21 protein-coding genes are annotated in these 22,327 nt (G+C 40.1%); 18 read left to right on the top strand and 3 right to left on the bottom strand.

Annotation, left to right across the window (positions count from 1 at the left end; genetic code table 11):
- The first annotated feature begins 12 nt into the window (after window positions 1–12).
- From R2Q66_RS00465 to R2Q66_RS00405, 13 genes are all read left to right on the top strand, one after another.
- Window positions 13–771, top strand: coding sequence for an outer membrane beta-barrel protein (locus R2Q66_RS00465; RefSeq protein ID WP_316745820.1), 759 nt, complete (start codon window positions 13–15; stop codon window positions 769–771).
- A 113-nt stretch (window positions 772–884) separates the two neighbouring features.
- On the top strand, window positions 885–1,640 hold the full coding sequence (locus R2Q66_RS00460) for an SDR family NAD(P)-dependent oxidoreductase (protein ID WP_316745819.1): 756 nt from the start codon (window positions 885–887) through the stop codon (window positions 1,638–1,640).
- Between the two features lie 18 nt (window positions 1,641–1,658).
- The gene (locus tag R2Q66_RS00455) at window positions 1,659–2,105 is read left to right on the top strand and encodes a GatB/YqeY domain-containing protein (protein ID WP_316745817.1); all 447 of its coding nucleotides are present in this window, start codon (window positions 1,659–1,661) and stop codon (window positions 2,103–2,105) included.
- A gap of 111 nt (window positions 2,106–2,216) precedes the next feature.
- Window positions 2,217–2,981: an alpha/beta hydrolase gene (locus R2Q66_RS00450; RefSeq protein ID WP_316745816.1), complete on the top strand. Its 765-nt coding sequence runs from the start codon at window positions 2,217–2,219 to the stop codon at window positions 2,979–2,981.
- Window positions 2,981–3,643: a CBS domain-containing protein gene (locus R2Q66_RS00445; RefSeq protein WP_316745813.1), complete on the top strand. Its 663-nt coding sequence runs from the start codon at window positions 2,981–2,983 to the stop codon at window positions 3,641–3,643. Before R2Q66_RS00450 ends, R2Q66_RS00445 begins: the two co-directional genes overlap by 1 nt.
- 9 nt (window positions 3,644–3,652) lie before the next feature.
- Entirely contained in the window at window positions 3,653–4,534 is an 882-nt protein-coding gene (locus R2Q66_RS00440; protein WP_316745811.1) for an NAD kinase, read from the top strand.
- A gap of 1 nt (window position 4,535) precedes the next feature.
- On the top strand, window positions 4,536–5,372 hold the full coding sequence (locus R2Q66_RS00435) for a DUF6089 family protein (protein ID WP_316745810.1): 837 nt from the start codon (window positions 4,536–4,538) through the stop codon (window positions 5,370–5,372).
- 18 nt (window positions 5,373–5,390) lie between these two features.
- Window positions 5,391–6,131 carry an isoprenyl transferase gene (locus R2Q66_RS00430; RefSeq protein WP_316745808.1) on the top strand — a complete coding sequence of 247 codons (741 nt, stop codon included), beginning with the start codon at window positions 5,391–5,393 and terminating at the stop codon, window positions 6,129–6,131.
- 63 nt (window positions 6,132–6,194) lie between these two features.
- Complete coding sequence (gene bamA, locus R2Q66_RS00425) at window positions 6,195–8,750, top strand: outer membrane protein assembly factor BamA (RefSeq protein ID WP_410479353.1); 2,556 nt, start codon at window positions 6,195–6,197, stop codon at window positions 8,748–8,750.
- A 25-nt stretch (window positions 8,751–8,775) separates the two neighbouring features.
- On the top strand, window positions 8,776–9,306 hold the full coding sequence (locus tag R2Q66_RS00420) for an OmpH family outer membrane protein (protein ID WP_265840865.1): 531 nt from the start codon (window positions 8,776–8,778) through the stop codon (window positions 9,304–9,306).
- Window positions 9,307–9,357: 51 nt separating this feature from the next.
- Window positions 9,358–9,912: an OmpH family outer membrane protein gene (locus tag R2Q66_RS00415; protein WP_316745806.1), complete on the top strand. Its 555-nt coding sequence runs from the start codon at window positions 9,358–9,360 to the stop codon at window positions 9,910–9,912.
- Between the two features lie 64 nt (window positions 9,913–9,976).
- Window positions 9,977–10,810: a glutamate racemase gene (gene murI / locus R2Q66_RS00410; RefSeq protein ID WP_316745804.1), complete on the top strand. Its 834-nt coding sequence runs from the start codon at window positions 9,977–9,979 to the stop codon at window positions 10,808–10,810.
- A gap of 154 nt (window positions 10,811–10,964) precedes the next feature.
- Entirely contained in the window at window positions 10,965–12,866 is a 1,902-nt protein-coding gene (locus R2Q66_RS00405; protein ID WP_316745802.1) for an amidophosphoribosyltransferase, read from the top strand.
- A gap of 58 nt (window positions 12,867–12,924) precedes the next feature.
- Here R2Q66_RS00405 and R2Q66_RS00400 read toward each other — a convergent pair whose 3' ends face one another.
- Window positions 12,925–13,551: a LysE family translocator gene (locus R2Q66_RS00400; RefSeq protein WP_316745800.1), complete on the bottom strand. Its 627-nt coding sequence runs from the start codon at window positions 13,549–13,551 to the stop codon at window positions 12,925–12,927.
- 200 nt (window positions 13,552–13,751) lie between these two features.
- Here R2Q66_RS00400 and R2Q66_RS00395 point away from each other — a divergent pair, with 200 nt between their 5' ends.
- The 5 genes from R2Q66_RS00395 to R2Q66_RS00375 are packed head-to-tail and all read left to right on the top strand — an operon-like array spanning window position 13,752 to window position 19,814.
- A complete protein-coding gene (locus R2Q66_RS00395) occupies window positions 13,752–15,359 on the top strand; it encodes an MFS transporter (RefSeq protein ID WP_316745799.1) in 1,608 nt (535 codons plus the stop codon).
- Between the two features lie 59 nt (window positions 15,360–15,418).
- Window positions 15,419–15,883, top strand: a complete 465-nt coding sequence (locus R2Q66_RS00390; RefSeq protein ID WP_316745797.1) for a dCMP deaminase family protein — start codon at window positions 15,419–15,421, stop codon at window positions 15,881–15,883.
- 43 nt (window positions 15,884–15,926) lie between these two features.
- On the top strand, window positions 15,927–17,459 hold the full coding sequence (guaA, locus tag R2Q66_RS00385) for a glutamine-hydrolyzing GMP synthase (RefSeq protein ID WP_316745795.1): 1,533 nt from the start codon (window positions 15,927–15,929) through the stop codon (window positions 17,457–17,459).
- Window positions 17,416–18,645: an ABC transporter substrate-binding protein gene (locus tag R2Q66_RS00380; protein ID WP_316745793.1), complete on the top strand. Its 1,230-nt coding sequence runs from the start codon at window positions 17,416–17,418 to the stop codon at window positions 18,643–18,645. Before guaA ends, R2Q66_RS00380 begins: the two co-directional genes overlap by 44 nt.
- Window positions 18,642–19,814, top strand: coding sequence for an RsmB/NOP family class I SAM-dependent RNA methyltransferase (locus R2Q66_RS00375; protein WP_316745792.1), 1,173 nt, complete (start codon window positions 18,642–18,644; stop codon window positions 19,812–19,814). Before R2Q66_RS00380 ends, R2Q66_RS00375 begins: the two co-directional genes overlap by 4 nt.
- Window positions 19,815–19,884: 70 nt before the next feature.
- On the opposite strand, the gene R2Q66_RS00370 is transcribed toward R2Q66_RS00375, so the two are convergent.
- Both R2Q66_RS00370 and R2Q66_RS00365 read right to left on the bottom strand, forming a co-directional pair.
- Window positions 19,885–20,451: a MarC family protein gene (locus tag R2Q66_RS00370; RefSeq protein ID WP_316745791.1), complete on the bottom strand. Its 567-nt coding sequence runs from the start codon at window positions 20,449–20,451 to the stop codon at window positions 19,885–19,887.
- Window positions 20,452–20,588: 137 nt separating this feature from the next.
- Window positions 20,589–22,289, bottom strand: a complete 1,701-nt coding sequence (locus R2Q66_RS00365) for an amino acid permease (protein ID WP_316745790.1) — start codon at window positions 22,287–22,289, stop codon at window positions 20,589–20,591.
- Between the last annotated feature and the right edge of the window lie 38 nt (window positions 22,290–22,327).

The following is a 22,327-nucleotide window of genomic DNA, read 5'->3' as shown; positions in this document are numbered from 1 at the left end:
TTTTAGATCCGTATGAAAATAAAGTTAACCCTTTTCTCCTTTTTGATGCTTGTGGTAGGTACCGCAAATGCGCAGAATTGGGGTGGGGGTATAGATGATACGGATCTGCATTTTGGTTTTACTTTTCAATATATCTCCTCGGAGTATAAGCTGCTCAAAAAAACCGACTGGAAGGAAAGTCCGGGCTATATTGCCGATTTACCGGAATATGTGCCCAGAGGTTTAAGTTCTATCGCGGCAAAACCTTCTGCCGGATTTGGAATCGGCTTTGTGATCAACCAAAAGATATTGGAGAATGTAGATCTGCGTTTAACGCCAATTCTGGTGTTTAACGACCGCTTACTGACCTATCGTTTTGAAAATATTCCGATCATTGCAGGACAACCTTTTTTAGAAGTAGAAAAGAAAGTACAATCGACACTGGTAGAGTTTCCGCTGGGCATAAAATTGAAATCCAACAGGAGGAACAATTTCAGGGCCTACATGATTGGCGGGGTTAAATACTCTACAGACATCTCCTCCAAGAAAAAAAGCGACAATACGAAGGTGACTGATCCAATGGAAATGTTCCTGAACAACAAAAAAAGTTTTCTTTCTTATGAAGCAGGTTTAGGAATGGATCTGTATTTTGAATACTTCAAAATGTCTCCGGAACTGAAATTATCTTATTCATTTGATAGTGTTATGAAAAGGGAAATGCCGCATGTATTTTCCAACCCAATCGATAAGTTAATGCTGCGTCATGTCACGTTCAGCTTGTTTTTTGAGTGATTTGTCAGAATTTTTTTAGTTTTGTTCAAACTATTATCAGCTTAACCGCGCATTACTCCCGGTAAAAAAGGGAAGAAATCATTTTAATAATTAGCATTAAAAACAATAAACCAATGAAAACTGCATTAATTACAGGAGCAACTTCAGGAATTGGAGCGGCATGTGCTGATTTATTTGCTGCACAAGGTTATAATTTGATTCTTGTAGCCAGAAGAGCTGCACTGTTAACAGAGGTTGCCAAAGGTCTGGAAGAGAAATATGGGATTGAGACCAAAACACTGCTGGCAGATGTCAGGATTTTTGACGATCTTTCTGATGCGCTGGAAACTTTACCCGCTGCCTGGAAACAGGTAGATGTGCTGATCAATAATGCAGGATTAAGTCAGGGATTAGACCCGATTGATAAAGGGAGTATTTCGGATTGGGATACCATGATTGATACCAATGTAAAAGGCTTGCTTTATGTCACTAAAATTGTGTCTAACTGGATGATTTTAAGAAAATCCGGACACATTATTAACATAGGCTCTATTGCCGGACAAGAAGTTTATCCAAATGGAAACGTATATTGTGCCACAAAACATGCAGTAGATGCCCTAAATAAAGGGATGCGCATCGATTTATTGCCTCATGGCATTAAGGTTACCGCCATCAATCCGGGAATGGTAGAAACGGAGTTCTCTAAAGTTCGCTTTAAAGGAGATGAAAGTCGTGCTAAAAAAGTATACGACGGTCTGGAGCCTTTAGTGGCCAACGACATTGCGGAGGCCATTTGGTTTGCGGTAAGCAGACCAGCACATGTCAATATTAATGATATGTTGATTATGCCGACGGCACAGGCATCAGGAGCCATTATTAAAAGAGATTAAAATTTCAATTCAAAAGATATGATATCAAATACTATAGATCAGGAGATTAAAAAAGCGATGCTAGCTAAAGATCAGGCGGCGTTAAGAGGTTTAAGAGCGATTAAAGCGGCTATTTTACTAGCGAGAACAGAAAAAGGTTCAGCAGAAGAGATCAGCGAAGAAACAGAAGCTAAGATTCTTCAGAAACTGGTAAAACAACGCAAAGAATCATCAGACATTTACAAAACACAAGGTCGTGAAGATTTGAGCATCATCGAAGAAGAAGAAATTGCAGTGATCAGCCAGTTCTTACCTAAGCAATTGGATCAATCAGAAATTGAAGCTATTGTTGCTCAGATTATTAAAGATTCTGGTGCTACTTCAGCAAAAGAAATGGGAAAAGTTATCGGCCTTGCCAACAAAGAACTTGCGGGTAAAGCAGACGGTAAATTGATCGCTGAAATCGTTAAAACGCAATTGGCATAGTATATGCTGGAATTGTATGTGTTTAAACTTTTTTCCAAAATTAATGTCTTAAATTACATATAATTTAATTTACTGCACTAACTTAGTAGCATTACCTTATTAACACAAAATATGAAATACGAAGTAATAGACGAAGACGGGTTTAAATATATTGAGGCTGGAAAAGGAGAACCCCTGGTATTACTTCATGGTTTAATGGGTGAGTTGAGCAATTGGGAACCAACGATAGATCATTTCAAAGAAAAGTATCACGTTATTGTACCGATTTTACCACTTTATGAACTGCCTATACTTACTTTAGGTGTAAAAAGTTTATCAAAATACGTACACAGATTTTTAAAATATAAGAAACTTAATCAGGTAGTTTTAATTGGTAATTCACTGGGAGGGCACATCGGATTAGTCTTTACTGCCGCTCATCAGGAATACGTAAAAGCACTGGTATTGACCGGAAGTTCGGGCTTATATGAAAATGCATTTGGTGGATCTTTCCCTAAAAGAGAGAACCGCGATTATATCAAAGAAAAAGTACAATATACCTTTTACGATCCGGCAATTGCAACGGAAGAATTGGTAGATGAGGTTTATAAAAGTGTCAATGACCGCTCCAGAGTGATCAGAATTCTGGCCTTAGCAAAATCTGCTATCCGCCATAATATGTCTAAAGAGCTGTCGAGAATTACAATCCCGGTTTCCTTAATCTGGGGAAAACAGGATAAAATTACACCTCCTGAAGTGGCAGAAGAGTTCCATGAACTATTGCCTAATTCAGAGTTAAACTGGGTTGATCAATGTGGACATGCACCGATGATGGAGCGTCCGGAAGTTTTTAATGAATATCTGGAGAAATTTTTGAACAGAATATTACTGAAATAATGTTTGCAACTGAGCTCATATCTAATTCAATTCCCCCGCTAAAGACTTCTGATTCAGTTCAGAAAGCTTTGGAACGGATGACTGAGTTCAAGCTGTACCATTTACCCATTGTCAATGAAACACAGTTTCTAGGCCTACTGGCAGAGGAAGAGTTGATCGAAGTGAGGGATCCCAGTCAGGCAATCGGAAGTTTGCCTTTGTCTATTTTAAACCCTTTTGTGTATGAAGATGCACATATCTACGATATCATCAGGCTTTTCCAACAACTGCATTTATCGGTAATGCCGGTGCTAGACTATAAAAAGAACTATTTGGGGCTCATTTCTATTCATAATCTGCTGGATTATATCGCAGATATTTATGCCGTGAAAGAGCCGGGGGGGATTATTGTGCTGGAAATCAGTAACCGCAATAACTCCCTTTCCCATATGGCACAGATTGTAGAAGCAGACAATGCGCAGATCCTTTCTTCATATGTGCAATCTTTTCCCGATTCCACCAGATTAGAGGTGACTTTAAAAATCAATAAAACTGAATTGTCGGGAATTATCGCCTCTTTTGAGCGGTACGATTACCAGGTAAAAGCTGTGTTTAACAGCACCATTTCAGACAATGGTACCGAAGACAGATATAATTCATTCATGAATTATTTAAACGTATAAACCCCATAAATGAGAACTGCAATATACGGTAGAGAATTCAATAATAGTGTTCTACCTTACGTACAGGAAGTATTCAATGTGTTGGGGGAATTAAAAACACCCATTCTTGTTTACAAAGATTACTTTGATTTTATTAAAGACAAAATAAAGCTGCCTGATGGCATTGTTGTTTTTAGTCACCATACCGAACTGGTAGGTCACACTGATGTGTTGATCAGCCTGGGAGGGGATGGCACGCTACTCGATACGCTATCGCTGATCCGTGATTCCGGAATTCCGGTAGTCGGGATTAACTTCGGCAGATTAGGCTTTTTAGCCAGCATTAATAAAGATGAGATCCGCATTGCGATTGAAGCGTTACGCAGCAAAGCTTATGCTTTAGACAAAAGAACGCTGATCAATCTGGATTCTAAATTAGACCTGTTCGGAGAAGAGAATTTCGCTTTAAATGACATCACCATACACCGTAGAGATAAGTCGGCGATGATGATTATCCATGCTTATATGAATGACGAATTTGTCAATTCTTATTGGGCAGACGGTTTAATTATTGCCACGCCTACAGGTTCTACAGCTTATTCATTAAGCTGCGGTGGCCCGATTATTTATCCGAGTTCACAGAATTTTGTCATCACGCCGATTGCACCGCATAACCTTAACGTTAGACCGGTCATCATTCCTGATGATGTAACCCTGACCTTTGAAGTGGAAGCAAGAAGTGCTAAGTTTCTGGTATCCTGTGATTCCAGAACGGAAACGGTAGACCGTTCCGTGAAACTAACCCTCAATAAAGCGGCTTTTCATGTCAATCTGATCCGGTTAAATGACGAAAGTTATTTGAAGACGTTAAGAAATAAACTACTTTGGGGCATCGATACCCGAAACTACTAAAATGCATTACAGAATTCAGCTCTTCTGTTTCTTTGCCTTGTTTTTCATTGGATCAACCGCCTTTTCCCAGAATCTGGAATTTGGCCTGGTCGGTGGAGGGGCTGGATATATGGGAGATCTGAATCAAAATAAGCCCTTAAAAATTAGTGGAATTTCTGCCGGAGCCAATGTCAAGGTTAACTTTGATCCTTACTGGAGCCTTGGCCTGCATTATATGCATGGGAAGATCAAAGCCAACGACCTGGATTCAGAAAATGAGCAATTCAGACAAAGAGGCCTTAATTTTAAGAGTACTTTAAATGAATTTAGTTTACAGGTAGATTTTAATTTCTTTGAATATTTTGCCGGTGGAGGAACTAAGAATTTCACGCCTTATATATTTGCCGGAATAGGCGGGGTATGGTTTAATCCAATCGGGAAGTATGATATTCCTTCAAATCCTGGAGCAAAAGAATATCAGCTTCGCTTTTACCGGACTGAGGGACAAAAGGATGCCTATCCCAATTCGGCCTTTACAGTGCCTTATGGCGTAGGGTTTAAGGTCAGGTTAAAAGACAACTGGGGTTTATTCTCGCAGATCGGTTACCGCACGGCTTATACGGATTACCTGGATGATGTGAGTGGCAGATATCCTGCCGCTGATTTTACAGCCAATGATGCCGCAGACCTCCGTCTGATCCGTGAGCATTTGTCTGGATTCCGCTCCGATGATCCTTCATTACCAGTTACTAATCTATACGGGACCCAAAGAGGAGACTTAAGAAAAAGAGATACTTATATGTTTGTAGGTATTGGCATATCTTATACCTTTGTGTCCCAAAAATGTTATACATTTTAAGCATATTTGCATTCATAAATGGGATTTAAAGAACAAATTGACGTTACACGCCTACCTGAACACATCGCAATCATCATGGATGGAAACGGGAGATGGGCAAAAAACCAGGGTAAATTCAGGCATTTTGGCCATGAAAGTGGTGTGCTATCTGTGAAAGATATTGTAGAAGGTTGTGCCGATATCGGTATTAAATACCTGACTGTTTATGCTTTTTCTACGGAAAACTGGAACAGACCTATTGAAGAAGTTAACGCTTTAATGGAGTTACTGATCTCTACTATTAACCAGGAAACCGCTACACTCAATAAAAATAACATCCGCTTAAATGCCATTGGCGATATCGCTTCGCTACCTCAAAAATGTATTGATGACTTAAAAAGTGCGATGGACAATACGGCGAAAAATACCCGTTGTACCTTGACCCTTGCCTTAAGTTACAGTGCGAAATGGGAAATCCTGGAAGCTGCCAAAAAACTGGCTCAAAAAGCTAAAGATCAGGAGATTGAAATCGATGATATTAATGAAGACCTTTTTTCTGCCCAGCTAACCACCACCAATATGCCTGATCCCGAACTGATGATCAGAACCAGTGGAGAACATCGGGTTAGTAATTTTCTGTTGTGGCAGATGGCTTATACGGAACTGTATTTTACCGATCAGCTTTGGCCGGACTTCAGAAGGGAAGATCTTTTTGAAGCGATTGTAGACTACCAGAAACGCGAACGCCGCTTCGGTAAAATTAGTGAACAACTGAACTAATTTTACTTTTAACACTTTTTAACATGTGTTTAAATTAACTTAGCATCGATTTTTAGATTGTAAATGAAAAGAATATATCAACTCATACTATTGTTATTGATTGGTTTACCAACAATGGCACAGATCCGTCCTCAGTCCAATCCTGCAACTCCTACATTAAAAGTTAATGGCCTGGATCTGGATTATTTTAACCCCAAGGAGTACACTATTGCAGATGTAACCCTGTCAGGAACGAAATTCTTAGACAAAGATGTGATCATCACCCTTTCGAAATTAATTAAAGGGGAACGCATTGTACTTCCAGGTGAAGCAACAGCAAACGCAATTAAAATCCTTTGGGAACAAGGATTATTTGATGATGTACAATTAGACATTACGAAAATTGAAGGCGATTCCGTTTACTTCGATATCGAAGTAGTTGAACGTCCTAGATTGTCTTCTTTTGATATTCAAGGGGTTAGTAAATCTCAGAAAACGGATATCCTGGAGAAGTTGAATGCGAAGTCTACCAAATCTATTATCAACGAGAACTTATACAATTCTACCACCAGTATCATTAAAAAATACCTGTTGGAAAAAGGATATTTCTTTACGACGGTAACTTACAAGACTAAACCAGACCCAAATCAGGAGAACCACGTGATTCTGGAAGTGATTGTGGACAAAGGCCGTAAGGTGAAGGTTCATGAGATCGACTTTACCGGTAATGAAGTGTTTTCGGACGCTAAATTGCGTAAGTTCCTTAAAAAGACTAAACAACAGGCTTTCTATAAAGTTTTTGGTTCAGGTAAATTCAACAAAGAAAAATACGACGAAGACAAGAAAACACTGGTTGCTAAAATGCAGGACAAAGGTTACCGTGATGCGGTAATTCTGAAAGACAGCATTTACAGATATAATGATAAATCTATCGGTATTAAGATCGACGTATTCGAAGGTCCTAAGTACTATTTCGGAAATATTTCCTGGGTAGGTAATGCTAAATACGCAGGTAAAGACCTGGAACGTATCTTAGGTATTGAAAAAGGCGAGGTTTTTTCTGAAGAGAAATTAGAGAAAAAATTAAGAGGTAGTGCCAATAGTGATGATGTATCGAGTTTATACCTGAACGATGGTTACTTAACGTTTAACGTTGATCCTATTCAGACTAAAATCTATGGGGATACCGTAGATGTGGAAGTTCGTATTTATGAAGGTCCTCAGTACACGAATAACAGGATTACGGTTAAAGGAAATACCATCACTAACGATAGGGTAGTACTTCGTGAGGTACACACTAAACCAGGTGATAAGTTCTCTAAAGATTTATTGATCCGTACCGTTCGTCAGATCGGTCAGTTGGGTAACTTTGATGAGTCTAAAACAGTACCTACACCGAAGCCAAATCCGGCTGATGGTACCGTAGATATTGAGTATGCGGTAGAAGAGAAACCTTCTGATCAGATTGAGTTGTCTGGTGGTTTTGGTGGTGGTAACATCATCGGTACTTTAGGACTTACTTTCAATAACTTCTCTTTAAGAAATCTTTTCAATCCAAGTGCTTACAAACCTTTACCAAAAGGTGATGGTCAGAAATTAAGTTTACGTGGACAAACGAATGGTAAATACTACCAGTCTTACAGTTTCTCCTTCTCTGAGCCATGGTTAGGAGGTAAAAAACCAGTGAGTTTCGGGGTTAGTGCATTTACATCCTTACAGTCTAACGGCTTAAAAACCGGCGAAATTCGCAATGGTCAGACCCAACAAAGAATCCGCTTAAACGGGGTAACAGTTAGTTTAGGTAGAAGGTTAAACTTCCCGGATAACTATTTCCAGTTGAGTCATGCTTTGAGTTTCCAACAGTATATTCTGAATGATTATCCAGGTTATAAATTCAACACGGGTACTTCTTACAATATCAGTTTAGCACAAGAGTTGAGCAGAGATTCACGTGATTCTCCAATCTTCCCTACTGGCGGTTCTTATTTCAAATTCACGATTCAGGCAACACCTCCATATTCATTGATTAACAAATTGAACTATGCGACGGCTCCTGATAAAGAATTCTATAAATTCACAGAATACCACAAATGGAAATTTGAATCTCAATGGTTCCATAGACTTGCCGGTAAATTTGTAGTGAAAGCACAGGCACAATTTGGTTTCCTTGGATCGTATAATAAAGAAGTTGGTGATCCTGCTTTCGAGCGTTTCAAACTGGGTGGTGATGGTATGCAAGGTTTCGACTTCCTACAGGGATCTGAGCTTATTGCAATGCGTGGTTATGCAAACAGTGCTGTTATTCCTAATGGTGCCAATGTACAGATCGCACAACAATCTGGTAGTCCAATCTTCGCTAAATATGTGTTAGAGGTGAGATATCCGGTGATTGCAAGTCCATCCGCTACGGCATTCCTTGTCGCTTTTGCGGAGGGTGGTAATACCTGGAACAAGTTCGCAGATTTCAATCCTTTTAACGTTAGACGTTCTGCAGGTTTTGGTGCGAAGATATTTTTACCGATATTTGGAATGTTAGGTATCGATTATGGTATTCCGTTTGACAAGATTCCTGGAATTGAGAACGGAGGAAAGCAATCGTTTACCTTCAGTATTGCTCAACAGTTAGGTGGATTTAATTAACGTTAGGATAATAAAAAAACAGGCTATGAAAAAATACCTTTTAATATGCTTCTTAAGCTTTACCTGTATGGGAGCTTTTGCACAGAAGTTCGCTTATGTAGATACGGAATACATCTTAAAGCACCTTCCGGAGTATAAGTCTTCCCTGAATGAGCTGAATGTTGCTTCACAACAATGGCAGGCACAGGTTGATCAAAACTTTGTGGAGATCGATAAAATGTACAAAGCTTATCAGGCAGATCAGGTATTGCTTACCGCAGATATGCGTAAGAGAAGAGAAAATGACATCATCGAGAAAGAAAAAGAAGCTAAAGATTTTCAACGTAGAATCTTCGGTCCGGATGGTGAGCTTTTCCAGAAACGTGGTAAGTTATTAGGTCCTATTCAGGACAAGGTAACAAAGACGATTACGGAAGTTGCAAAAGGCAAACAACTGGATTTTATCTTTGATAAAAGCAGTGAAGCAACCATGATGATTTATGCGAGCAGCAATTATGATGTAAGCAATGATGTGATCAGGTTGTTAGGTTTTAAACCGGGAACCATCCTTAAGTAATCAAACACAAATAGATAAACAAGTAAAAACAATTTATTAAGACAAATAGAAATGAGAAAGTCAATTAACGTATTTTTTATCGCAGCGGGGTTATTGTTTACTGCTAACGTAGCGAATGCACAACAAAAATTAGCGCACCTGAACTCGGCATTGATCATTGAAGCTATGCCAGAGGTTAAGGAAGCAAGAACTAAACTAGAAGCATTCGGTAAAACTAAACAAGCGGATGTAGAGAAAATGATCTCTGAATACCAAACTAAACTGGCGTCAGCTGAAGCAAAACAAAAAACGTTGAGCGAAGCTAACAAAGAAACTGTTGGTAAAGAACTTCAGGAATTAGGTGCTCAATTACAAGATCTTCAAAAACGTATCGAAGATGCAAGAGCAAAAGCTCAACAAGAAATGGAAGCTAAAAATGCGGAATTGTTTAACCCTATTCAAGTGAAAGCTGATGCAGCAATCAAAGCTGTTTCTAAAGAAAAAGGTTTCGCTTACGTATTTGATACTGCTAACCAGGCTTTAGTGTACTGGGATGGTGGTGATGATATTACTGCAGCTGTTAAAGCTAAATTGGGTATCTCTGCAACTGCAGCTCCAAAGAAATAATCAGAAATAAAATATATAAATTGCGGGATGGGGTGATCAAACTCCATCCCGCTTTTTTTTTACCATGAATACGACACAATCTATAGGCATTTTTGATTCTGGTTATGGTGGTTTAACCGTGTTTAAATCTATAGCCAGACAGCTGCCGCAATACAATTATATTTATCTGGGGGATAATGCCCGTTCTCCTTATGGAGATCATTCCTTTGAAACGGTTTACCAGTACACTTTAGAATGCGTAGAATGGTTGTTTGAGCAGGGATGCCCGCTGGTGATCCTCGCCTGTAATACGGCTTCTGCGAAAGCGCTACGCAGCATCCAGCAAAAGGTGCTTCCGCTAAAGTATCCCAATTACCGGGTATTGGGCGTCATCAGGCCAACCGCTGAGGTGGTAGGTCAGTATACTTCTAATCAAAAGATAGGGGTAATGGGAACCCGTGGTACGGTGAACTCGCTTTCCTATGTGTTGGAAATTAATAAGTTTTTTCCGGAGGTTGAAGTGCAACAGCAAAGCTGTCCGATGTGGGTGCCCTTGATCGAAAATAATGAACATCTCAATCCAGGTGCGGACTATTTTGTACAAAAGTACCTGGACGAGTTGCTGCAAAAAGACGCGGATATTGATTGCATTCTCCTTGCCTGTACACATTATCCTTTACTGATCCCTAAACTTCAGGCCATCCTGCCCCCGGGTATTGAACTGCTCGGACAAGCGGATATTGTAGCCAATAGCCTGGATTTATATTTGCAAAACCATCCGGAGATTGCCGCAAAGATTGCGCAGGAAGGTAGCCGGAAGTTTTTTACTTCGGGAGATACCGCTGCTTTTGATCAGCATGCCTCCATCTTCTTTGGGGAGGAAATCCAGTCGGATAAAATGCAGCTTAAACTTTTATAAAATACTTTGTTCAGGCAATATGAACATCTTCTATTGCCTGTTAAACGCTTTAAACAGTATTTAATTAGCCGATTATAATCTCAATGAAAGATTGTATTTCTTTCTAGGTTCTGAAAATTATTAACGGTAAATTTGCGGCTCAAATCACACACGAATGAGCGACTCGATTAAGCACGAATGCGGTATTGCCTTTATCCGCCTTTTAAAACCTCTCTCATACTACCAGGAAAAATACGGTACCACTCTTTACGGCCTTAATAAGCTTTACCTTTTAATGGAAAAGCAACACAACCGTGGACAAGATGGCGCAGGTATTGCCACCATTAAACTTGATGTTAAACCAGGACACCGCTACATCAGCAGGTACCGGTCTATGGCTCAAAATGCGGTTTCTGATATTTTTGGATATGTACAAAGTAAATTTGTAGACATTCAGAATGAAACGCCTGAGCTAATGCAAGATTCTGAATGGTTGAAAACCAATGTTAGTTTTATCGGAGAAGTTCTATTAGGTCACCTTCGCTATGGTACACATGGTCAGAATAGTATTGAAAATTGTCACCCTTTCCTACGTCAGAACAATTGGATGACCCGTAATCTTGTGATTGCAGGTAACTTCAACATGACGAATGTGGAAGAGTTGTTAGAGCAACTTTATGAGCTTGGACAACATCCGAAAGAAAAAGCGGATACGGTAACAGTTCTGGAGAAAATCGGTCATTTCCTTGACGATGAGAACCAGGAGCTTTTTGATGCTTACAAGAAAGAAGGATTAGATAACGTAGAAATTACCCACAAAATCTCTGAAGGTTTGGATATTGCTAAAATCCTTCGTCGTTCTGCAAAGAACTGGGATGGTGGTTATGCAATTTCTGGTATCGTTGGTAATGGTGATGCTTTTATCCTTCGTGATCCTTCGGGAATTCGTCCGGCATTCTATTATGCTGATGATGAGATCGTAGTTGCTGCTTCTGAAAGACCAGCTATTCAAACTGCTTTCAATATTCCATTTAAAGATGTGCAGGAAATTAAACCAGGGCATGCCTTGATCGTTAAGAAAAACGGTACGGTAACTCAGGAAGTTTTCAGAGAGCCTCAGGAAAAAAGAGCTTGTTCATTTGAGCGTATTTACTTCTCCAGAGGATCTGATGCAGATATCTATAAAGAAAGAAAACATTTAGGCGCATTATTGTGTGATCAGATTCTGAAAGCCGTTAGTGCAGACCTTAAAAATACCGTATTCTCTTTTATCCCGAATACTGCTGAAGTTTCTTTCTACGGTATGGTAGAAGGCTTACACAGCTATATCAGAGGTGTACAAAAAGATACCTTGCTGACTCGTAAAGAGCAATTAAGCGATGAAGAACTGAATGAATTGCTATCCATGAATCCAAGAGTGGAGAAACTGGCAATTAAGGATGTAAAACTAAGAACGTTCATTACTCAGGATGCTGACAGAGGTGATATGGTAGCGCACGTTTATGACACTACTTATGGTGTGATCAAGAACGGTACCGATACTTTAGTAGCTATTGATGACTCGATCGTTAGAGGAACAACCTTGAAACAGAGTATCATCAAGATCATCGACAGACTACACCCTAAGAAGATCATTATCGTTTCTTCTGCTCCACAAATCCGTTACCCTGATTGCTATGGTATCGATATGTCTAAAATGGGAGAATTTGTTGCTTTCGAAGCGGCAATTCAATTGTTGAAAGCGCGTGGTATGGAACACATCATCGAAGAGGTTTATCAGAAATGTAAAGCTTCTCTGTTGTTGCCAAAAGAAGAGATCGTGAACCATGTGAAAGACATCTACAGACCTTTCACCCAGGAAGAGATTTCTGCACAAATCACGAAGATCATTACCCCTGAAAATATCAATGCAGAGGTAGAAGTAATTTATCAGACTTTGGATAATCTACACGTAGCTTGTCCGGATCATACTGGTGATTGGTATTTCTCTGGAAATTACCCAACACCTGGTGGTAACAAAGTTGTGATTAAAGCTTTTGTGAACTGGAAAGAAGGAAACAACCAAAGAGCTTACTAATTAAGCGCTTTAATAAAATACAAATCCCCGCCTGGCTTATTGCCTGGCGGGGATTTTTTTATTTATAATGTTTTAATAAGACTTCTATAAATAAGCGGATGGCAAAGATGATGATGACCGCCCCCGCAATCCGGTTTAGGTTTTGTATGGTCTTCTCTTTGATGCGGTACCGGAGCTTGGCTGCATAATAAGTTTTGACGCCATCTACGGTTAGCTGTGTGGCCATGGCCACAATAAAGAAGACCACTTTCTCCGACATCGTTAAATGGAGCTGCACCGAAATGATGCCCCCCACCATAATCCAGAACATCAAGGTAGTAGGAGATAAGAGGCACATTAAAAAGCCTTTAAGGATGTAGCCGCGCTTTTTAATCTTCGCGATCTCGCCTACATCATAACTTACTTTTACCTTGTTGAAAAGGTAATACAGCCCGATCCCAAATAAAAAGAGGCCTCCAACGATGCCTATATATTGAAAGTATTCTGATTTATAGTCTACAAATTGCGCACTGAAAATGGTAAGCGTGATAAAAATTATGTCACTAAAAATCACACCCACCGCAAGAGAAAACCCGGCTTTGAAGCCTTTCTCAATGCTCGTTTTAATCATGGAAAAGAATACAGGACCCGTTAAAAACGAAAATAATATACCTGCACCCACCCCCTGTAATATTGCTTCAAACATTCACCTAACTTCTAAAATTATGCTAATATGCGATTTTATGAATAAACCCCGCCTTATTATTTTTATAGATTCCCCGGCATAGCCCGCCAATATCCCCCTTGAAAGGCGGCCGGGAAAGTACCAGTGTGTAAACATTACACTTTAGCAAACAGTTTTTTTTATTTAAGTTTAGCGCACCAAAATAAGTTACTTACGATTATATGGAACAACAATCTAAAAAAAATTATGGCACCGCTTTGTACACAATTATTACTGTGTTCTTTTTCTGGGGCTTTGTTGCTGCTTCAAATGGTATTTTTATCCCATTCTGCAAAGCGCATTTTAATCTGACTCAATTCGAGTCTCAACTTATTGACTTTACATTTTACGGTGGATACTTTATTGGGTCGCTGTTGTTGTACTTCGCTTCTCAAGCCAGTAAAGTAGATATTCTGAATAAAATCGGTTACAAAAAAGGGATTATCGCCGGATTGCTTATCTCTGCAATTGGTGCATTGATCATGATTCCCGCGGTTCATTCCGGATCTTTCATCTTTATACTATTTACCTTTTTCGTGATTGCCCTGGGTTTCTCCCTTCAGCAAACTGCGGCTAACCCTTTTGTGGTGGCTTTAGGTGCGCCTGAAAGTGGTACACACCGTTTAAACCTTGCCGGTGGGATCAATAACCTTGGTGGTTTAATGGGCCCTGTGATCGTGAGTGTGGTTTTATTCGGTACAGCAAATGATGCCATCCCGAAAGCAGTAGAAATCAGCTCTATTAATAACTTATACCTGATTCTTGCGGGTCTGTTTATCGCCGTAGCGATTTTCTTCGCACTGTCTAAGTTGCCTAAAGTAACGAGTGATGAAAAAGTAGAAGCAAGTCCTAAACCTAACGGTCCATTGGTCGTGATGATCCTGGGTTTCTTAATGGTTGCCGCTGCAGGTCCTTTAGCAAATGCTACTTGTATTCCTTCTCCGGTATTTGTGTACTCTTCTTTAGCCATCATTCTTGGTGCTTTACTGTTTGCTTATACCGTTAAAAAAGATAACCCTGAGAAATGGGGTGCCATGCAATATCCACAATTGGTATTGGGAATGCTGGCGATCTTCATGTATGTAGGTACAGAAGTAACGATTCAAAGTAACCTGGGTGCTTTATTAAACCTGAAAGAATTTGGTGGTTTAGCAGAATCTGAGATCAAACAATACATTTCTCTATACTGGGGAAGTATGATGATTGGTCGTTGGACAGGTGCGATATCGGCTTTTAGCATGTCTAAAACCTTAAGAAATATCCTGACTGTAATTGTGCCTTTCGTGGCTTTCGGTGTGATCTTAGTGGTAAACCATTTCACCGGAACTGATGTAGGTAACTTATATGTATATGGAATCTGTATCGCGGTAATGATTGTTGCCTTTTACCTTGGACAAGAGAAACCGGCTAAAACACTGGCGATTTTCGGAACTTTAGGTGCGATTTCTATGGCTATCGGTTTATTAACCACTGGTCATGTTGCGATCTTTGCTTTCGTAAGTGGTGGCTTGTGCTGTTCAATCATGTGGCCTTCGATCTTTGCTTTGTCGATCACCGGACTAAACAAATACACCAGTCAGGGTTCTTCATTCCTGATCATGATGATTTTAGGTGGTGCGATTATTCCGCCAATTCAAGGTGAACTTGCTGATGCGATTGGTATCCACAGTTCTTATATTGTTCCTGCAATCGGCTTTGCTTACCTGGTATTCTTTGCCTGGAGAGTGAGTGCAGTGCTGAAAAGCCAGGGTATTAATGTAGAAAATATTGAGGCCGAAGGAGGTCACTAATTATATTTAACCGGAAAGCTTCCCATTTATTCAATGGGAAGCTTTTTATTTATACCTATATGAGTAAAAAGAGTTTCGATCAGATTTATATGAATTTAGCAGTAGATCTTGCTGCCCGTTCCCATTGCGTAAAGGCGCATGTTGGTGCGGTGCTGACAAAAGATACACGCATTATCTCTATCGGTTATAACGGGCCACCCCCCGAAACACACAATTGTGATGAAGAATGGCCGGAGACGGGCTGCGACAGAGATTCGAGAGGCAGTTGTTCTCTTGCCCTTCACGCTGAGGAAAACGCGATTTTATACGCTTCCAAAAACGGAGCTAAAGTAGAAGGCGCTACCTTATATACCACACTTTCCCCTTGTATCGCCTGTGCGAGATTGATTTTATCCTCCGGAATTAAGAAGGTTTTATTCAAAGATTCTTATGCAGAATACAAAGGATTGGCTAGTGATGAGGGCGTAGATTTTCTAAGAAGGTTCGGCGTGGAGGTAATTAAGTACCAAATCGAGGTTAATTGACATTCTGTCTTGTACCAGCAGGTAACTTTTCTTAACTTTGGCCATGCTAGAAAAAATCATAATTCTCGATTTTGGTTCCCAATACACGCAGCTAATTGCCCGCAGGGTACGTGAGCTTAATGTGTATTGCGAAATTCATCCTTTCAATAATATTCCTGAAATCACATCAGACGTAAAAGGTGTTATCTTTTCAGGTAGTCCTTTTTCGGTTCGTCAAGCAGACGCTCCACAGATTGACCTGACTAAATTCCACCTTAAATTCCCTGTATTGGGCGTTTGTTATGGTGCGCAATATATGGCGCAACAACTTGGTGGTGAGGTTCAGGCTTCATCAACTCGTGAATACGGCAGGGCTAACCTGAATTTCGTTGCTAGCGGAAGTAAATTACTTAAGAATATCAATCTGGATTCTCAGGTATGGATGTCTCATGGAGATACCATCACTAAGATTCCTGAAAACTTTGAACTGATTGCAAGTACCGACAGCGTAAAAGTTGCGGCTTATCAGATTAAAGATAGCGAGACCTATGGCATTCAGTTCCACCCGGAAGTGACTCATAGTACTGACGGAAAGCAATTATTAGAAAACTTCCTGGTAGATATCTGTGGATGTCAGCAGAACTGGACTTCTGAAGCTTTCGTTGAAACGATCATTGCAGATTTAAAAGAAACTATTGGCGACGATAAAGTTGTACTAGGCCTTTCAGGCGGTGTAGACTCTAGTGTTGCTGCGGTATTATTGCACAAAGCAATCGGTACTAACTTACACTGTATTTTTGTTGACAACGGTTTACTTCGTAAAGACGAATATGAAAGTGTATTAGAGCAATACAAACACCTTGGTTTAAATATCAAAGGCGTAGATGCTAAGGACCGTTTTTTAAGCCAATTGGCTGGTGTTACTGATCCTGAGTTGAAACGTAAAGCAATCGGACGTGTATTTATCGAAGTTTTCGATACAGAAGCACACCTGGTTGAAGATGTGAAATGGTTGGCTCAAGGTACCATTTACCCTGACGTAATTGAATCGATCTCTGTAAACGGAGGCCCTTCAGCTACGATTAAATCTCACCATAATGTTGGTGGATTGCCTGATTTCATGAAACTAAAAGTAGTGGAACCATTGAAAACTTTATTTAAAGATGAAGTGAGAAGAGTGGGTACTTCATTAGGTTTGGAGCATTTCATCATTGGCCGTCACCCTTTCCCTGGTCCGGGATTAGCCATCAGGATTCTTGGTGAGGTAACTCCTGAGAAGGTAGCTATCCTTCAGGAAGCGGATGCAATTTATATCAATAACTTAAAAGAAGCAGGTTTATACGATAAAGTATGGCAGGCAGGAGCAATCTTCCTTCCGGTTCAATCTGTAGGCGTAATGGGTGATGAACGTACTTACGAGAATGCCATCTGTCTTCGTGCAGTGGAATCTGTAGACGGTATGACTGCCGATTGGTGTCATTTACCATATAACGTACTCGCCAAAATTTCTAATGAAATTATTAACAAAGTAAAAGGAATAAACCGCGTAGTATATGATATCAGTTCAAAACCACCCGCTACAATTGAGTGGGAATAAGTATTGGCTGATCATTTGTATTGCTTTCTTATTTTCGGCATGTTCGCCGAAAATAAGAAAGTCTGCAAATAAAAAACCCGATGGCCAGGGTAAAGATAAAGAAATAGAAAAGCCTACTGAGCGGTTTACACAGGCTAATATTTCTTTGCTGATCCCTTTCCGTCTCAATGAAATTAACCTGAAGTCGGCTACCAAAGCCGGGGTTGATAAAGCAGCAATGGCCATAGACTTTTACCAGGGTTTTAAACTGGGAATAGATTCTGCGGCAAGTTTGGGCTTAAACTTCAAACTAAGTGTCTTCGATACCCGTGATAACAATACGCAGATTGATGCGCTGATCGACAGGGGTACTTTAACCTACAGTAATCTGGTAGTCGGACCTGTGTTTCCTCAGGGAGTTAAGCACATTACTCCTTATTCTATTGCCAGAAATATGCCGGTACTATCACCACTGGCTGCTACGCATCCTTCTGAATTTAACAATCCTAACCTGATCTCGGTAGTCAATAATATAGACCTGCATGCAGCGAAAATTGTGAATTATGTGGCTAAAACATTTCAGCCGGAAAACACGATTGTGGTGTTGATCAATCCGAAATCAAGTAGTGATGAAGTGCTGGCTAAGCCTTTAAGAGAGGCTTTTGCTGCCCATAAAAAGGCTTTTACGCTACAGGAATATCCTTCGGTGTATAGCCTGGAAACGAAGATGCAGAAAGGTAAAAAGTACGTGATCATCGTGACTACTTCTGATCGTAAGTTTGTGGTTCCTACTCTGGACAGGTTGGTAAAGATTAAAAACAAGGGTTTTGATATTGATTTATTCGGACATCCGGACTGGATCAAACAGAATTATAATGTGGATAGGTTACAGGCTTTGAATACGAGTATCACCGCCTCTTATCATGTCAATTACCGGAGTCCGGCAACCATACAGTTTATTAAAAAATACAGGTCAGCATTCAGATTCGAACCTTCTGAATATTCTTTTAAAGGGTTTGATATTGGCTTTTATTTCGGTAAATTATTTGCTGAACACGGGGCTGATTACTTAAAGTACCTGACTAAAGAGAAATACGAAGGACTACACAATTCCTTTGATTTTTACCACGATGAAAAACTCGGTTATATCAATACCAGTTTAATGCTTTTACGCTATAAGAATTTTGCTATAAATATTGTAGAATGAGAATAGAACACCAGATCCGGGCATTTGAGCAGATTTTTAAAAGCTACGATGGGCTTTTGCCATTACATCGGTTTTTACACCTCTATTTCAAACAGAATAAAAAGATGGGCTCTTCGGATAGAAGATGGTCCAGCCGTTATATATATAGTTTTTTCAGACTGGGAAAGGCCCTGATGAAAGAACCGCAGGTATTGCGTTTGGCAATTGCTGATTTTCTATGCAATAATACCCCTGGCCTGGTGGTGGATACGCATCTGCCAAAATTGGCTGATCAAATCGAATTGCCATTGAAAGCGAAGCTGGCGCTGATTCAAGACGCTTTTCCGGCCTTCAAACTGGCAGATGTTTTTTCTTTCCATCAAAATTTAAGTGCCGCAGTAGAACAGGAAGATTTCTTTGAATCTTTCTTTATACAGCCGGATTTATTTTTAAGGGTAACGAAAGGACACATGAAGGCTTTACTAACCGCTTTGAACGCACATGAAGTGCCGGTAAAAGAGCTTAGTGAAACGACTTTAATGCTGCCAAATGGCACGAAACTGGAAAACGTATTCCCCAATCAGAAGTTTTATCAGGTTCAGGATCTTTCTTCTCAAAAGACAGGTTTATTTTTTGAACCTAAAGCGTATGATCGCTGGTGGGATTGTTGTGCCGCCTCAGGGGGTAAATCCCTGCTGCTACACGATCTGGAACCTACGGTGCAGCTCGTGGTGAGTGATGTTAGAGAAAACAGCTTAAACAACCTGGATGATCGTTTTCATGAAGCAGGAATTAAGAAGTATCAAAAGAAAGTATTAGACCTGTTGCAAAACAACGATCTGGACTTACATGATTATGAATTTGATGGGATTGTACTTGATGCTCCTTGTTCCGGATCAGGTACCTGGGGACGTACACCAGAAATGTTGTTCTACTTCGATGAACATAAAATCAATATGTATACCCGTTTACAGAAGGGAATTGCCGCCAATGTGGTCAAATACCTGAAGGTGGGGAAACCATTGATCTACATCACCTGTTCTGTTTTTAAACAGGAAAATGAAGAAGTAGTCCGCTTTCTGGAAGAAACGCTTCCGCTGAAACTGGAGAAAATGGAAGTCATTAAAGGATATAAAGATGCTGCGGATACGATGTTTGTAGCTCGTTTGATTAAAACGGAAACCATATAACACTCAATATAAAATGGCCCCTGAATTGTTTAAATTCAGGGGCCATTTTTATGTCTGGAGGTTTGGTTACTTACAAGCCTGTATTGTTTCTGAATAGTTTAATGGCAATGGCCAGTAAGATGATTCCAAATGCTTTTCTCAACACATTTAGTCCGGCTTTACCAAGCAGGCGCTCTAAACGGTTGGTGTTTTTCAATACGAAATAGACAAATATCATATTGATCATAATGCCCGCAATGATGTTTTGTGTGGCATATTCTGTTTTTAATGACAATAAGGTAGTCATGGTTCCTGCACCTGCAATTAATGGGAAGGCTAGCGGGACGATCGATATGGTTTCCGGAACATCTTCCTTAAAAATGGTGAGTCCAAGGACCATTTCCATCGCAATGACGAAGATCACAAAGGAACCGGCAATTGCGAAGGATTCTACATCCAGACCGATTACTTTTAATAAGGTTTCTCCCGCAAAAAGAAAGATAATCATCAATGCTGTAGCCACAATAGTTGCTTTTTCAGATTGAATATGACCGGCTTTTTTTCTAAGTTCTATGACTACCGGGATGGCACCAAGGATATCAATAATCGCGAACATGATCATTGAACAAGAGAGGATTTGACTGAAATTAAATTCCATAGCAGCTGATTTATGCTGCAAAGGTATAGTATTTTGTAATAAAATGGTGACCTGCTGTGAAAACAAAAAGTCCCGGGTTCCTTTGCGGAAACCCGGGACTTTTGTTTATAAATGCCTGTCCTTTTAGTAAAGGAGGCTTATACTTTGGCTTTCACGTTTTTAGAAGTGGCCGCACGGTATACGTAAATGAAGATATGTACCACAGCAAATATCAGGGAGAAGTAGTACAATCCAGTATCAGTTCCGTTGGTGGTATGGTGGTGAATGATCGCCACAATAATCAACAAGACCGCTAAGGCCAAACCGATGTAAGAAACTACTTTATTACTTCTGGCCAGCGTTACCGGATTATTGTCGGACAATAAACTGTTTTTGATTCCGTAGAACAAATACACGTTTACACCGATAATCATCCATACCAATAAACGAACCCAGGTATCCAATGGAAGGAAAATCATCATTCCCAAACAAACCACTACACCTAAGATCGGGATAAGCGGTACCATTGGTACTTTAAATGCTCTTGGAAGATCCGGCATACGTTTTCTCAGGATAATGATACCAATACATACCAGAATAAAGGCAAACAGGGTACCGATACTGGTCATTTCACCCACAACTCTTGCCGGAACAAAAGCAGCGAATAAACTTACAAATACCATGAATAAGAGATTGCTCTTCGCAGGAGTACTGAATTTAGGGTGAACTTTAGAGAAAACAGCTGGCAATAAACCATCTCTACTCATCGAGAAGAATACTCTGGATTGTCCAAGTAACATCACCAGGATGACAGAAGAATAACCACCTAAAATGGCAAGGATAATCGCTTTGTTTAACCATGGATATGCTGGCGTTACAATTCCTGCTGCATTTTTAACACCCATATTGTCAATCGCTACAGCAACCGGAGCAATACCATCCTGACCTTTGAATAGGTCGTAGTTGGCAACACCTGTCATTACGTGTGCAAATAAGATATAAAGAATAGTACAGATGAATAGCGAAACAAGGATACCGATTGGCATATCTTTCTTCGGATTTTTAGCTTCCTGTGCTGCAGTAGATACTGCATCGAAACCTATATAAGCGAAGAACACAATACCCGCTGCTCTGATGACACCACCCCATCCGTTTTCAAAGAAACTGGCATGACCTGGTTTATCCGCAGGGATAAAATATGGAGAATAATTGTCTGCATTGATGTATTTCCAGCCTAAGAAGATAAAGATGAATACGATCACCACCTTAACGGCTACAATAACACCATTGATGATGGCCGATTCTTTAGTTCCTCTGATTAATACCATTGACATTAATACGATGATAAATACGGCAGGTAAGTTGAACATACCATTAACGATCGTTCCATCGGCAAGTGTAGCGGTGTCAAATGGCGACATCACTACCTGTGCGGGTAGGTGAAGGTCATAATATTCGAGAAACTTGACCAGGTATCTGCTCCAGCTAATAGAAACTGTAGCGGCACCAACCGCATATTCCAATACTAAATCCCAACCAATAATCCAGGCTACTAACTCGCCCATGGTGGCATAAGAATAGGTATATGCACTTCCTGCAACAGGGATCATGGAAGCAAATTCTGCATAGCATAATCCTGCAAATCCGCAACCTATTGCTGCAATAATAAAGGAAATGGTGATTGCCGGGCCGGCATTATTGGCCGCTGCTGAACCTGTAATGGAAAATAATCCAGCACCGATAATGGCCCCAATACCCAAAGCAACCAGATTTACGGGGCCAAGGGTCCTTTTCAGTGCCCCTTCTCCGCTTTCGGAAGCTTCTTTTGTAAGTAAGTCGATTGACTTTCTAAAATTCATAGTTTAAAGTTTAGTAAAAGGTTGTCTATAGTCTTTTT

It is taken from the genome of Pedobacter gandavensis (assembly GCF_032677645.1).
In the GTDB taxonomy this organism is placed as follows: Bacteria; Bacteroidota; Bacteroidia; order Sphingobacteriales; family Sphingobacteriaceae; genus Pedobacter; species Pedobacter gandavensis_A.
The sequence above is the reverse complement of the archived record's forward strand: the minus strand, read 5'-3'. Positions and strand labels throughout refer to the sequence as shown.

Bases quoted from the DNA above. Each gene is read 5' to 3' on its own strand.
- R2Q66_RS00465 (WP_316745820.1), top strand. From the start codon at position 13: ATGAAAATAAAGTTAACCCTTTTCTCCTTTTTGATGCTTGTGGTAGGT.
- R2Q66_RS00460 (WP_316745819.1), top strand. From the start codon at position 885: ATGAAAACTGCATTAATTACAGGAGCAACTTCAGGAATTGGAGCGGCA.
- R2Q66_RS00455 (WP_316745817.1), top strand. From the start codon at position 1,659: ATGATATCAAATACTATAGATCAGGAGATTAAAAAAGCGATGCTAGCT.
- R2Q66_RS00450 (WP_316745816.1), top strand. From the start codon at position 2,217: ATGAAATACGAAGTAATAGACGAAGACGGGTTTAAATATATTGAGGCT.
- R2Q66_RS00445 (WP_316745813.1), top strand. From the start codon at position 2,981: ATGTTTGCAACTGAGCTCATATCTAATTCAATTCCCCCGCTAAAGACT.
- R2Q66_RS00440 (WP_316745811.1), top strand. From the start codon at position 3,653: ATGAGAACTGCAATATACGGTAGAGAATTCAATAATAGTGTTCTACCT.
- R2Q66_RS00435 (WP_316745810.1), top strand. From the start codon at position 4,536: ATGCATTACAGAATTCAGCTCTTCTGTTTCTTTGCCTTGTTTTTCATT.
- R2Q66_RS00430 (WP_316745808.1), top strand. From the start codon at position 5,391: ATGGGATTTAAAGAACAAATTGACGTTACACGCCTACCTGAACACATC.
- bamA (WP_410479353.1), top strand. From the start codon at position 6,195: ATGAAAAGAATATATCAACTCATACTATTGTTATTGATTGGTTTACCA.
- R2Q66_RS00420 (WP_265840865.1), top strand. From the start codon at position 8,776: ATGAAAAAATACCTTTTAATATGCTTCTTAAGCTTTACCTGTATGGGA.
- R2Q66_RS00415 (WP_316745806.1), top strand. From the start codon at position 9,358: ATGAGAAAGTCAATTAACGTATTTTTTATCGCAGCGGGGTTATTGTTT.
- murI (WP_316745804.1), top strand. From the start codon at position 9,977: ATGAATACGACACAATCTATAGGCATTTTTGATTCTGGTTATGGTGGT.
- R2Q66_RS00405 (WP_316745802.1), top strand. From the start codon at position 10,965: ATGAGCGACTCGATTAAGCACGAATGCGGTATTGCCTTTATCCGCCTT.
- R2Q66_RS00400 (WP_316745800.1), bottom strand. From the start codon at position 13,551: ATGTTTGAAGCAATATTACAGGGGGTGGGTGCAGGTATATTATTTTCG.
- R2Q66_RS00395 (WP_316745799.1), top strand. From the start codon at position 13,752: ATGGAACAACAATCTAAAAAAAATTATGGCACCGCTTTGTACACAATT.
- R2Q66_RS00390 (WP_316745797.1), top strand. From the start codon at position 15,419: ATGAGTAAAAAGAGTTTCGATCAGATTTATATGAATTTAGCAGTAGAT.
- guaA (WP_316745795.1), top strand. From the start codon at position 15,927: ATGCTAGAAAAAATCATAATTCTCGATTTTGGTTCCCAATACACGCAG.
- R2Q66_RS00380 (WP_316745793.1), top strand. From the start codon at position 17,416: ATGATATCAGTTCAAAACCACCCGCTACAATTGAGTGGGAATAAGTAT.
- R2Q66_RS00375 (WP_316745792.1), top strand. From the start codon at position 18,642: ATGAGAATAGAACACCAGATCCGGGCATTTGAGCAGATTTTTAAAAGC.
- R2Q66_RS00370 (WP_316745791.1), bottom strand. From the start codon at position 20,451: ATGGAATTTAATTTCAGTCAAATCCTCTCTTGTTCAATGATCATGTTC.
- R2Q66_RS00365 (WP_316745790.1), bottom strand. From the start codon at position 22,289: ATGAATTTTAGAAAGTCAATCGACTTACTTACAAAAGAAGCTTCCGAA.